Raw genomic sequence first — 13,396 nt, 5'->3', positions numbered from 1 at the left:
AATTATAGAAGTGATTTTTTGATTTCTTGTAAAAATTCACTAATGTCATCATGAAGCGATTGTAAATCCTCTTCATGCTCGACTTCATCCGCTAAAATTTGGGATACCATATCATACGTAACGATATCTTTATCTCGTGTCATATCAACGATATGCGAATACGTTGCAATGGCACATTGTTCTCCTTTGATAGCATCGTTTAATATGGCAACGACATCAAAATCTTTTGGAGCATCATAGCCACAATGCGATTTTTTTAGCCATTCATCAGGATGCAATAGTGGAACTCCACCTAATTGAATAATACGATCAGCAACCATTGTTGCGTGGCGCAATTCATCCGCGGCGTGTTGCGTAAGCTCCGTAATAGCGGCATCTTTCATAAGCCCTTTAATGACTTTAGCCTCAATAAAGTATTGATAATACGCCAACCATTCATCTGCATAAGCGCGATTGAGTTTATTAACAACCTCTTGAACTTCTATTCCTTTGATAATGGACTTACCAACTCTTGCCATGATTGACTCCTTCATTTAAGATAGAATCATCTTACAGTAGTAAAACTAAAAAATATATTAAATAGTAATTTTTATTACTTAAACTCTTTCATTGATAAAGTTTTGAACAATACATCACTTCTTATATGGCTAATCACATCGATAAGCCCTTGATGAAAGCTCCCCATGCCCTGCTTTTTATCAGCCAATTCTCCAGCAATCGCCATCGTTGAAATACCTGCTATGGCACTAGGCAGAGCATTGCGTGATGCACCTAAAAAACTTCCAATCAATGACGTACTCATGCAGCCTGTTCCTGTCACGCTAGTTAAGGCGCTAACACCATTGTTTAATTCAAAACAGCGTTTTCCATCACTAACAATATCAGTTTTTCCCGTAATGGCAATCACGCACGACATCTTTTTTGCTAATGCAATAGCTATTTTACTGCCGTCATTTTCGGCTTCAAGAGAATCCACCCCTGAACTCTTAGCTTCTAGTCCGGCAATCGTTTTTATTTCTGCCATATTGCCTCTGATAACACTAAACGAGATAGCTTCCATCAGTTGCTCAACACTTTTTCGTCGAAATGTCGTCGCACCAACACCGACAGGATCAAGTACAACAGGAATGCCTTTCTCATTGGCTTTTACACCCGCCTTTAACATAGATGCGATGGTTCGTTCATTCGCCGTTCCAATATTCAATACCAACGCATCGCAAATGCCAACCATCTCTTCAACTTCTGTTATTTCATCTGCCATTATGGGCGATGCACCAATAGCTAAAACAACATTGGCACAATCATTAACCGTCACATAATTAGTAATATGGTGAATTAACGCTCGTTTAGAAGTTAAAGCTTCAAAAACTTTTTTTAGTTCTTCAACCATTTCCATGAAGCAACTCCTTTTTTCGTAATAATAAATAAAATACTGGTACACAGCATTGTTGGAAGCGTTGAGCCGAGCGCTAAATCAAAGGTAATAAACTCATAATAAAGCCCTACGCCCACTCCCCAAATGATGAATGAGCCGATATGCAAAGCCAAAGAAGGCTCAATCTGTATTTTTTTAAAGAGAAAATAATCACTCAAAACAATGGCATACAAAGGCCCAAACACAGACCCGATGGCATATAAAAAGTCCTCATACGCTTCAATCGGTGTCAAGAGTGCCACGATAAGTCCAATGAGAGCCATCACAAACGCTATCTTTCGCTCATTCATCGCAGGGAAAATATTGGTCAATGTCACTCCCGCGGAGTACGCATCCAAAAATGTTGTCGTAATGGTGGAGAGTAGAACAATGGCTAATGCAAAAAAACCTAGATGAAGCGTCATCATCATGCTACCAACACTGGCATCTTTGGCATAGAGTGCAATCGCCAGACCGATAGCATACATTAATGAACTACCGATAAAATAGCCCATAAAGCTACCGACTAAGCCACCTTTTTGATGTTTAGCAAAACGCGTATAATCAGCAATGAGCGGTAACCATGAAAGCGGCATAATGATACTAAGTTCCAAAGCAGCACCAAAACTCATGGCTTCTGTGGGTTTTACATGTAAAAAAGTGCCCTCTTGAAAAACGACACTGCATAACACTAAAGTTAAGGCAAACAGCAAGATAACGGCAATGACATTGAGCTTTTGAAACCCTTGTTTACCAAGCCAAATCCACAGAGCGATAAACAAACCAATTGCGATTGCCCATAGGTGGATATTATCCACCCCAAACAAATCGATACTGAGTTCATTCGCAGCGCGCCCACCTGAGATAATCATCACGGCAGTCCAGCCTATAAGTTGTAAAACATTAAGCAGAGAAAAAAGGTAAGAGCCGTAACGCCCAAACGAAATACGCGTGGACATAATGGCAGGAAGTTTACTTTTTGCGCCAATGACACCGCCTAAAATCAAAATAAATCCACCAATAAGATGCCCAAGAAGAATCGCTTTTAAACCTTCTTCAAAACCAAGAGGCGCTAAGAGCCCACCTGTAAAAATTTCTGCTAAAGAGATCGCAGCACCAAACCACAGAGCAAATAACCCAAAACTACTCAGGTATGTTTTTTCTTCTAACATGATAAACCTGCTTTAGTATAAAGTTCGTAAAAATGATGTACAGGACCAACACCTTTTCCGAGCACAAAACCATGTTCAATAGCCAGTGTTATATAGGCTTTAGCCGCTTCTACTGCTTCTTTAATGGGCATGCCTTTGGCAAGATTGGCGGCAATGGTCGAAGAGAGTGTGCACCCTGTTCCATGGGTATTGATTGTATCCAATCGTTTCGAATGAAAGAAATGAAAGGAGGAACCATCAAATAAAACATCGGTTGCATCATCAGCCAAATGCCCTCCTTTAACGAGGACACATTGACAACCTAATTGGTGCAAATCACGAGCCGCTTTTTGCATCAGCTCTATCGTATCAATTTTATAGCCCACGATGACTTCTGCTTCGGGAAGATTGGGGGTGATAAGTGTTGCCATCGGTAAAAGCAGTTCAATTAAACTCTTTTGTGCCTCAGGTTGCAAAAGCGCATAGCCACTTTTAGAAATCATCACAGGGTCAATGACCAAAGGAGGCAATGAATATTTTTTAAGTGTTTGAGCAATGATGGTTATCGTTTCTGGGCGAGAAACCATTCCAATTTTGATGGCATCAACACGAATATCATCAAAAATTGCTTCAATTTGATGCGCAATCACAGAGGGTGTAACATCTTGCACATCAAAGACACCTTGTGTATTTTGAGCTGTAATAGCAGTAATAACACTCATTCCGTACGTGCCATTGGCACTAAACGCTTTCAGGTCTGCTTGGATACCTGCGCCCCCGCAACTATCGGAGCCTGCAATGGTTAAACAATGTTTCATGGAACTTCCTCAAGGATTTACATGTAAAAATAAAAGGAAGTGTTGGAAGGAAAGAAGAGATGTGTTTTTGAAGACAGATTGGCTTTCCTACGCTGGCACTACCCAGATCAGGTCAAGGATCAAAGAATCACTATTCTTTATCTCAGCTGGTTTACCAGCGCTCCTAGCACTAATTTTCAAATCATTTTACACAGATTTGAAACTTTTTTCAAGATTGGTGAAATTCGATTCGATTGCGCCCATTATTTTTTGCGACATACAGTGCTTTATCTGCATACTCAATCATCTCATACAGTGAAGTATATCTGCAAAAACTGCATATTCCAATGCTCAAAGTGATAGGGATGGCATACGTTTGACATTTTGCAAGTTGCTCTTGAATGCGCAGGGCTATATGAGAAACATCTCTTTGCATAATGCCAGGAAAAAAGACAATAAACTCATCACCGCCATACCGTGCAAAGATATCACTTTCTCTTAATTGCCCGCGGACAAACTGGACAACATGCTGAAGGACATCATCACCCAAAATATGCCCATGCGAATCATTGATTTCTTTAAAGAAATCTATATCAATCATCATAATAGCAGAATACTTTTGATCGCAATCCATTCCTTGAAAACATGCTTGCACAATTTCTAAAAAATGTCTTCGATTGTAAATTTGAGTGAGGTCATCGTATTGGCTAAGCAATTTTAATTGCTTATTGTGTAACTTAAGGTTACCTATAATGTTTTTATAGTAAAAATATATCACTACAGTTGTTACCGTCAATAGCAAAATGATAACGAGCCATAGCACTTCTCTATCAATCATACACTTTAGCCAAAAATTTTATTTTTAATATTCACTATAGGGAATTTATAATTCATTCTAACCAGTATAAACTTAAATCATACTTCACTATAGGGAATACAATGCTAACATATAAAGAGTTTTCAGAGATAGAAATTCAAACTTTCTATCGACATATAGCGTATAATGTACAACGTATTCGTAAAATAAAAAAAGTAACACAATTAGATTTGGCACTTACCATTGGGCACAAATCTGTGAGTACCATAGCAAAGATTGAAGCGGGATTGGAAAACAAGCATTACAATATTGAACATCTCTACAAAATTGCAATAGCATTAGATGTAGATATCTGTGATTTTTTCAGACAGCCACACCTAAGCGATTAAAGTAACTCTTGGGTGTTATACTCTTTCAATAAAAGAGGTTTACCAAAATAATACCCTTGAGAATAATGCACCCCTAACGTTGTAAGAATATTAAAAATCACTTCATTTTCTACAAATTCCGCAATGGTCTTAATTTGATGCTCATTGGCAAAGCTGACAATGGTTTTTACAATAGAGATAGAGTAGTCATCACTTGCAATATTTTTAACTAAACTACCATCAATTTTAATAATATCCGGTTCATAGTCCAAAAGCCTTCCAAAATTCGAATAACCACTGCCAAAATCATCAATGGCAATGGAAACGCCTCGTGACTTAACCTCTTTAATAAACTGCTTAATCACTTCAAACTCTTTAATACTCGCATCTTCAAGCAACTCAAACGTGATGCGGTGTGCATGTTCTTTATGCATGTCTAAAAGACTCATTATCTTCCTGCGGGTTACATTTTCTTCTATATCCACAGCAGAAAGATTAATGCTAATGCCGGCATTGGTCTCATACAACGCTTTAAAAGAGTTATCTAAAACACGTTGCGTAATTTGTGTATAGTAACGTCCTTTTTTAGATATTTCCAAGAAGTCTGAGGGAAACCAGAGGTTGAGATGATCATCCACCAATCGAACCAAAGATTCAAATTTGACAATTTTTCGGGTTTTATTATCGACAATAGGCTGAAAGTAAGAGATAATCCCTGATGCGCTGAGTGCTTTTTTAACGGCGACAATAATGCCCATATTGACCTGTGCTTGTGCTTGCATCTCCAAAATCAAATCGGTGGCTAAAATAAAATTGATTTTTTTTCGTTCCGCTTTTTTCAAACCAAAATGAGCACTTTGATAGGGTTCTTTTCCACCATACGCCAAACTTGCTAAGAGAGAAACATTGTACTCAATTTCATTCAAATGAATGGTATCTGCTTCAATTTCTTTTAGAAGATGTTTGACTTTCTGCTTTAATGCATCCGCATCCAAAGGACACTTATTGATATCAAGCGCCAAGGCATATTCACCAAAGCCAAGGGCATAAATTTTTTCAAAAGGGCACTCTTTGGTAATAGTGTAAAATATCTTTTCTCCTAATTTTCGCTCCAACAACTCAACCAAATCGTTGCTATAAAATTCTTCAACCGTAGCAAAATCTTCAATTTTCAATAAAACAATGACGGTTTCTGGGGTACTGCTAATGTAATCAAAAAGCTGTTTTTTTGGATTCATAACTTCTGTAATATCATTGTGCAACGCGATATACTCTACAATTTCACCTTTACTATTTAATATAGGCTTAATGGCTGTCTTAGTGTAATAACTGCTACCAGTTTTACAACGATTTTTAATGATTCCTTGCCAAAGCTCACCTTGGGTAATCGTCTCCCACAACTCTTTGAAAAGTTCTGTTGGCATATCTTTATGGCGAATAATGGAGTAATTTTTGCCAATAATTTCATTACGGGCAAATCCTGAAATGGCACAAAAAGCATCATTGACATAAGTAATAATGCCATCTTTGTTTGTTTTAGAAACAATGGCACTTTTATTGGTAACTTCTAAGTATTGCGTTAATAAATCTTGTAATTTATCATGCTCGGCTTTAAGATGTATTTTTTCGATAATACTTCCTAAAACCTCCATAAACTGCCCTATTTCTATCGGCTTGAGTAAATATCCTGCTACACCTAAACGTATGCATTCCATAAAATAGTGTGTTTCATTGTAAGCTGAAAGAACAAGAACGGGTGTTTTTGGACTCAGATGGCGGATTTTTTCAGTCATTTCCAAACCATTCATTTTTGGCATATTGATATCTGTAATGACAAGATCAACATCGTTCTGTTTAAATTTTTCTAATGCATCTTCTCCATCGATGGCTTCAATAACATGTCCAAAAAATTCTTCGAAGATTAGCATAGAGCCTGCACGAGCTCCGATATTGTCTTCTACATATAAAAGTGTTAAATTACGTGCATCAGCAATACATTTTTTAAATACAGATTCCATCTCGTTCCCTTTATCCTAGTTCTAGTGTGTTCATCGTTGCAATATAATGGTAAAAACGGCACCATCAGCACTATTAGATGCTTTTATTATGCCACCACAATGCTCTTCAATAATTTTTTGACTCATATATAACCCTAAACCTGTTCCGTCTTTTTGCGTTTTCGTACTAAAGTAAGGATCAAAAATATGCGGAATAATTTCATCAGGTATCCCTCCTCCATTATCAGAAACTTCTAATATCAATGTTATGTCCGTTTTTCTTGTCATAATCTTTATCCAAGGATGTTGAACATGATTTTCTACGAGTATATCTTCGGCATTTTTAATTAAATTCAGTAACACTTGCATCAATTCATTAGAATAGGTTTTGAGAGGTTCATGGGATTGAAAGTTCATTTCAAGCCGAATGTTTTTATTTTCCAAGGTTACATTAATGATGCCAAGCACTTTTTCAATCACCTCTTCTAATGTCACCTCTTGTCGCTCTTTACTCGTTTTGAAAAATTGCCTAAAATCATCAATCGTTTGACTCAAATATTGAGAATAACGATTAACGTCATTGAGTTTTGCAGCAAAAAGTTCAGCGTCAAATTTATTCAAAGAGAGCTTTAAATCTAGCCCTTGAACGGTTGAGCTTATGGCACTGAGTGGTTGTCGCCATTGATGTGCGATCATACTAATCATTTCACCCATGGATGCCAAACGCGATTGTTGCACAAGCTGTTGATCTTTTTGTCTATTTTTTTCAACCTCATCAGCGATACGCTCCTCTAATGTAAGATTGAGTTCATGCAAGGCTTTTTGTGCCGCAAGTTTTTCATTTTCTCTTTTTTTATCCATACGTATAACGACGATTAAGATCATAAAAACTAACAATAAGAATGGAACCATCATTTGAAGAAAGGTTTCAAGCCCTTCCAAAGATGAGACCACTTTTTGGTAATGCTCTTTTGAAAAATCCAATGCCAACAAAGCAACATCGCCATTTTTTTGGACGATTGGAAATAAATACGTCGCCCATAACGCATCTACTTTATTGGCTTGGTAAATCACTTTTGGCGTACGTGTTTTTATCACTTCATTCCAAACGGTATCTTCTGGTTCGAAAAGCTCTTTAAAATTCAACTTGTTTTTTTTCTCTTTATCGCCATCAAGTAAAACTCGAAACCAGATAGAATTCATGTCTGGCTTATCAACAACGAAGATATTTTGAACTTTTTGGGTTTGAAACGTTGAGAGAAATCGTTCAAAAGCTTCTCGTTGCATACTATTCTCATTTAACGTGCTATACAACCCTTGCGATGGTTTTACATGTAAAAGATATTGGGCAATATTTGAAGCGATTTCATTGACTTCCTCAACGCCGGTTCTTTCAAAACTTGCCACAATATCTTTCTTGGTCTGTGAAAAGAAACTATAAAAAAGGATAATCCCTGCTAATAAAAAGACAGTGATAAATGTCAAGAAATGTGAAAAGGTTATTTTATTGAACATAACGTACCAACTCAGAAGGAAGAAAAATATTAAAATGCTCGCATCTGTCTTTATCAAAACGTAATTGAGGCCTGCCTTTACGCCAGTAAAAAGCACCTATTGTCTTCTCATCTTTTTGAAATACATCATAATTTGTCGTAAAGCGAGCAATTGCCTGACACTCTTTGGGCAGTGTTTCAAAGGTAGAGCCATAGATGATATCCGCATGAGTACATTGTGTGATAAGATTGTTAAAGGAACTGCCTTGTAATGAAATCGTCGGTTTTAACTCATAAATCAACAAAGGAATATCATTGATAGTAATCAGTTTAAACACTTTAGCGATAAGTTCTTGTTCGGGTGTTTGAGCAAAGGTAAGGCTACATACCCCTATGCATCCCATAAAATATCTTAAAAAAACCACTCGAAACCTAACATAATTTGTCGTTCTTGCACAGGGATGCTCAATGATTCCAAAGGTGAAAATGTTGAAAAATCAAACCGTGAGATGTACTGTTTTTCAGCATTGGCAAGAAGATTTTGACCTTTTAAAGAGATCACCAAGTTATCGCTGACGTTATAACGTATACCCAATGTTACATCAAATCCTGTATCATTATAATATTCACTGCGGGTGAAAAACAGCTCCTCAAAAAAGTCATACTTACGATAACGATTTTGATTGCGTAGTATGATTTGATGATTTCTATACTCCTTGTCATAGCCGGCATGATCAATCTGTTTATAACGATATGCCAGTAAAATTTTATTGAGCGTAGCATAATGATAGGTGTATTGGATATAAGAACTGAGGTGTTCCGTTGTCCCATCGGCAGTTTCAATACGTAAATTAGCATTGACATAGGGTGCATTTTGTATCCATGCATAACTCATAAAGAGTTCATAAAGTGATGGACCATCTTCAAACTTAAACTCTTGCGCCAATGAGTCAATAATTTGATTCTTAGGATACCCTGATGTCATATAAAAAGAACCGATAAGATAAGGCTCGACATAGCTTTCTGTATGGAAAGCAAAACTCTTGGAGGTCCAATGATCATTTGTATACGTTATCCCAGCGCGAGCCATTTGAACGTCATCATCACTATAACCACCATTATTATAGACTTGACTGGTTTGCACACCTAACGTTGCTACTAAAGTATCAGATAAAGCATAGCTGTCTTCCAAAAAGAGTGAGCCTATGGATTGCCTTGTTAGCCCACTGGTTGGCACATCACTTCCATTCATACGAACAAAATCAAAATTGATAACTTTATAACGAAGTTTTACACCTGTAATGAGATGATGGTCACCGAATTGAGTTGTATATTTCAGTTCAGAAGAGAGTGCTGAACTCGTGCTTTTGCTATCAATACTATTAATAGGGCTTCCTTTGTAGTAAAACAAAGGTGTATCGTTATAAGCAACATGGTCTTTTAACCCATCATAAGCAACTGAAAATTTCACATCTTCAAACGATTTTGAATATCCAACATGCGCATCTTCTGTAGTAATGGTAGATGCATCTAAGCTGGCATCAGCACTCAGACCTATCCATCCGCCTTTGTCCGTTTTAGAAGCATTAATCAAAAGACTTTGTGTTTCATCTCTCACGCTTGAAAAGACATTATAACGCTTTACATCACGGTTTAAATCATCTTTACTTGTCTCATATTCTTTGCGATTATCATTGGACGAGGAAAAGCGGGCAAGGTAATCTGTCTCATTCTCTTTCCCAATATATTGTACATTTTGCGTTGAGCCTTTTCGGCTTGTTACAATACCTTGAATACTCCCTCCGACATCTCTGTCTGCCTTTTTAGAAAAAATTCGTATTAAAACCGATGTTGGTTCACTGGAATACTCAAAAGAAGTAGAGAGGTTATAGACCTCAATATGATCAGCAAAGCCTAAATCAAGATCACCAAGGATAATGATACCGCTACCGTACATGGCCGTTGTAATTTCTTGATCGTCGATATAAACACGAATGAGACTTGAGGCAAAAGGGATAGGACCAAAAGAGAGAGGATCAGGTAATCCATAACGGCTCTCTCTGTACCCATCAAGCGTATACTTTAAAATATCACGCAAGTATTTCACTTGCATCATATCTAAATCTTGACGTGTATAGATAGTAGAAAAACCACTGTTTTCTAATTTTGTTTTTTCCGAAAGATCGTTTTTTTTCTCAATGGTACTTAAAAGGTTTTCAATGGAAGTATCTGCAAATAAATCTTGGCTCAACCACACTAACATAACACTGGCACAAACCAATTCTCGCATCCAAACTCCACATAAAGCTATTTTTTTCCAAATAATCCTATCATATTACCAATTAGTTAATAATTATATTATTAATTTTTATGAAAATAGTATGTTCTTATTACTGAACATTATATTTCTGAATCCAGCGCCTCAAATCTTTTAAACTCATAGGCTTGGCATATAAATAACCTTGTCCTTGTTCACAACCATATTCTGCTAAGAATTTTTCTTGCTCATGATGTTCTATGCCTTCTGCAAGCGTTGTAATTTTCATATTTTGCGCTAAATTGATAATGGAACGAACAATTGCACAGGCATCTTCTTGTTTGGGGATATCTTTGACAAATGACATATCTACTTTCAGTTTATTGATAGGCAATTTACGAAGATAACTCAGTGATGAATACCCTGTTCCAAAATCGTCAATAGCAATACTAATGCCAAGTTTTTGCATCTTTTTCAATAATGCAATCCATCGTTCTGGGTCATGCATAATGAAAGATTCTGTCACTTCCATTTCAATGACTGATGGTTCAATTTTGCTCTCTTCGATAACATCTTTGAGTGTTTTAATAAAATCACTAAATTCAATTTGAACACCGGAGATATTAATCGAAACAGTCCCTTCAAAAAGCCCTTCTTGATGCAAACTTACAATATCAAGGCAGGTCTGTTTTAGCACCCATGCACCCATTTCAATAATCAAGCGTGTCTCTTCCGCATAAGCGATAAAACGACTTGGAGGTAAAATACCTTCTAAAGGATGATTCCACCGTACAAGAGCCTCAAGTCCAATCAACGATTTTGTTTTTAAATCAATCTGAGGTTGATAATAGACTAAGAACTGCTGTTCTTTTATCGCATCTCGTAGGGCATTTTCCATACCGATACGCTCGTATGATGCGATGGTCATATCTAGAGTATAAAACGCATACGTATTTTTACCGGCATCTTTGGCTCGATACATTGCTGCGTCCGCATTTTTGATGAGCGTCTCGCCATCGGTTCCATGGTCAGGATAGATGCTAACCCCCATACTTGCAGAAAGAAAGAATTTTTGTTCTTTATTTACAAAGGGCTCTTCAAAAATGGCTTGTATTTTTTTGAGAATTATTTCAATTTCATGGCGCTCTTTGATATTTTCGACCAACAAAATAAACTCATCGCCACCAATACGTGAAAGCGTATCACAATGTCGAATTTTACTCTGAACACGCAAAGCAAATTGTTTTAAAATTTCATCACCATAACTATGGCCATAACTGTCATTGACTTTTTTAAAGTTATCTAAATCAATAAAACACACAGCAATCATCCCGCCTTGGCGCTTGCTGTTTTCAATTCCATGGGTAATGCGATCACCAAGTAATAAACGATTGGGCAATCCAGTTAATGCATCATTATGTGCTAAAAATTCCAACTCTTTTTCAGAAGCGATTAAACGGTCTTCATTTGCTTTTTTTTCGGTATTATCTCTTGCGGTGATAACATAAGCAATGGGTAAAGCATCTCCCTCATTCTCATAGTAAGGAAAATATTTTGCATGTAAAAAACGCTTGCCAAAGGCAGACAATGCCCAAAATTCACTTTCGAATGTCTCACCGCTCAGTGCGCGATCACTCATATGCTTGATATTTTCGACAAAATACTGTTCACCAAACAGCTCTGGCATAGCATGGCCTAAAACTTCTTCTTTTTCTTTATTAAAGAATTTCTGATACGCTTCACTAATTGCAAGATAAGTATAATTTCGATCAACCAATGCTAAAAAATCATCAGAGCTTGAAACAATCTTCTTATATTGTTCTAAATGTTTATTGCTCGATATCTTAGAGGATAACATAGCATTAGCATGTGCTGCTAAGTCCGTGAATTCTTTAAATTTTAAAGCCGATATGTCAATAAACTGATCATTATTCGCTAAGGAGTCAAAAAACGCAATAAACACTTGAAAGTCCTTGCGCATTCGGCGATTAAGGTACAGATATAAAAGACCTAGACAAACACCTATAAATACCATCCACGTTAAAATTGAATAAAACGTACGTTTTAAATCTGCATACATCTTATCTTCAAGCACTTTGATATTTCGATTCATATCTTCCACATAAATGCCAGCACCTATGTACCATTTCCAATCTTCATAGGAGCGAACGTAACTTAGTTTTTTTTGTGGCTTTTCATTTTTGAGATTTGGCATAACGTATTCTACATACCCGCCACCGTGTTGCGCCGTTTTAATCAACTCACGCACAAGGTATTTGCCATTTAAATCTTTTAAATCATACATATCTCTATTCTTTGCAGGATACGAAAGTGCAAACCCTCCCCATGTACCCATAAAAATATAACCATCGTGGTCTAAATCAAATTGTAATTCTTTTTCATCGTCGATAATCTCTTGTTGGACTTTTCGCTGCATATCATCGAGATAATACCCCGTTCCAATCAGCCATCCATAAGGCTCAAACAGTTTAATATAGGCTATCTTTTTATGGTTTTCATCTTCCACGGAGGGTTTGCTCCACGCATACTCATAGTACCCTTCTTTCGTTGCATTGGCAATATCAATCATCCCTTTAACAACACAACGCCCTTCATAATTTAGAAAATGAAGCATGTTGTGACCTTCCATTTCAGGATGATCGCTAAAAAGCATCTCGACACCATCAAGCCGTGTAATGAAATAATAGCCTTTGTTATCTTCATAGCGTAAAAGACGAAGTGTTTCAATAATCATAGATTGGATTTGTGAATCAGGAAGTTTACCTTTGTATTTTTCATACATCTTAGTAGCAAGGTCGTACGCTTCATAGACTCTTGTTCGCACTAATGCTTGTGTCGTTGCATAGGCCGCTTGGCGTTTTTGGTTGATATGTTCGATAAAATGATTGACTTCTTTTTCAAGAAGCGCTTTTTGAGATGCAACATACGTTTCTTGAAGCGTACGTACATCTTCGTTAAATTTCTGTTTTGCCTTGTAAACACTCAAACTAAAAAAAATAATAGCAAACGATATGAAAACCAAAAAAGCAATCAGATGGAAGTAATGAAAAAGACTGAGTTTTTTGTGTATCACGTAACGTT

11 protein-coding genes and 1 riboswitch are annotated in these 13,396 nt (G+C 36.8%); of the genes, 1 reads left to right on the top strand and 10 read right to left on the bottom strand.

The window, feature by feature from the left end:
- Positions 1 to 2: 2 nt before the first annotated feature.
- The 5 genes from AC5SLP_RS04725 to AC5SLP_RS04705 form a co-directional block, all read right to left on the bottom strand.
- On the bottom strand, positions 3 to 518 hold the full coding sequence (locus AC5SLP_RS04725) for a ferritin-like domain-containing protein (RefSeq protein ID WP_495253996.1): 516 nt from the start codon (positions 516 to 518) through the stop codon (positions 3 to 5).
- Positions 519 to 592: 74 nt separating this feature from the next.
- Positions 593 to 1,396: a hydroxyethylthiazole kinase gene (gene thiM / locus AC5SLP_RS04720; RefSeq protein WP_495253995.1), complete on the bottom strand. Its 804-nt coding sequence runs from the start codon at positions 1,394 to 1,396 to the stop codon at positions 593 to 595.
- Positions 1,375 to 2,586 (bottom strand): putative hydroxymethylpyrimidine transporter CytX, encoded by a 1,212-nt coding sequence (cytX, locus tag AC5SLP_RS04715; RefSeq protein WP_495253994.1) that lies wholly within the window; start codon positions 2,584 to 2,586, stop codon positions 1,375 to 1,377. The genes thiM and cytX overlap by 22 nt, the downstream gene beginning before the upstream one ends.
- A complete protein-coding gene (gene thiD, locus AC5SLP_RS04710) occupies positions 2,580 to 3,383 on the bottom strand; it encodes a bifunctional hydroxymethylpyrimidine kinase/phosphomethylpyrimidine kinase (protein WP_495253993.1) in 804 nt (267 codons plus the stop codon). Before thiD ends, cytX begins: the two co-directional genes overlap by 7 nt.
- Positions 3,384 to 3,450: 67 nt before the next feature.
- A riboswitch (TPP riboswitch) is annotated at positions 3,451 to 3,558 on the bottom strand.
- Positions 3,559 to 3,591: 33 nt separating this feature from the next.
- Positions 3,592 to 4,200 (bottom strand): GGDEF domain-containing protein, encoded by a 609-nt coding sequence (locus AC5SLP_RS04705; RefSeq protein ID WP_495253992.1) that lies wholly within the window; start codon positions 4,198 to 4,200, stop codon positions 3,592 to 3,594.
- Positions 4,201 to 4,301: 101 nt separating this feature from the next.
- Here AC5SLP_RS04705 and AC5SLP_RS04700 point away from each other — a divergent pair, with 101 nt between their 5' ends.
- Entirely contained in the window at positions 4,302 to 4,568 is a 267-nt protein-coding gene (locus AC5SLP_RS04700; RefSeq protein ID WP_495253991.1) for a helix-turn-helix domain-containing protein, read from the top strand.
- On the opposite strand, the gene AC5SLP_RS04695 is transcribed toward AC5SLP_RS04700, so the two are convergent.
- The 5 genes from AC5SLP_RS04695 to AC5SLP_RS04675 form a co-directional block, all read right to left on the bottom strand.
- On the bottom strand, positions 4,565 to 6,565 hold the full coding sequence (locus AC5SLP_RS04695) for an EAL domain-containing protein (RefSeq protein ID WP_495253990.1): 2,001 nt from the start codon (positions 6,563 to 6,565) through the stop codon (positions 4,565 to 4,567). The genes AC5SLP_RS04700 and AC5SLP_RS04695 overlap by 4 nt on opposite strands.
- A gap of 30 nt (positions 6,566 to 6,595) precedes the next feature.
- A complete protein-coding gene (locus AC5SLP_RS04690) occupies positions 6,596 to 7,951 on the bottom strand; it encodes a sensor histidine kinase (protein ID WP_495253989.1) in 1,356 nt (451 codons plus the stop codon).
- Between the two features lie 97 nt (positions 7,952 to 8,048).
- Positions 8,049 to 8,441, bottom strand: a complete 393-nt coding sequence (locus tag AC5SLP_RS04685; protein WP_495253988.1) for a hypothetical protein — start codon at positions 8,439 to 8,441, stop codon at positions 8,049 to 8,051.
- A gap of 8 nt (positions 8,442 to 8,449) precedes the next feature.
- Positions 8,450 to 10,327 carry a TonB-dependent receptor gene (locus AC5SLP_RS04680; RefSeq protein WP_495253987.1) on the bottom strand — a complete coding sequence of 626 codons (1,878 nt, stop codon included), beginning with the start codon at positions 10,325 to 10,327 and terminating at the stop codon, positions 8,450 to 8,452.
- Between the two features lie 100 nt (positions 10,328 to 10,427).
- Positions 10,428 to 13,388, bottom strand: a complete 2,961-nt coding sequence (locus AC5SLP_RS04675; RefSeq protein WP_495253986.1) for a cache domain-containing protein — start codon at positions 13,386 to 13,388, stop codon at positions 10,428 to 10,430.
- Between the last annotated feature and the right edge of the window lie 8 nt (positions 13,389 to 13,396).

It is taken from the genome of Sulfurospirillum sp. E15m (assembly GCF_059415145.1).
Note: the sequence above shows the minus strand (reverse complement) of the source record. Positions and strands in the feature narration are given on the sequence as shown.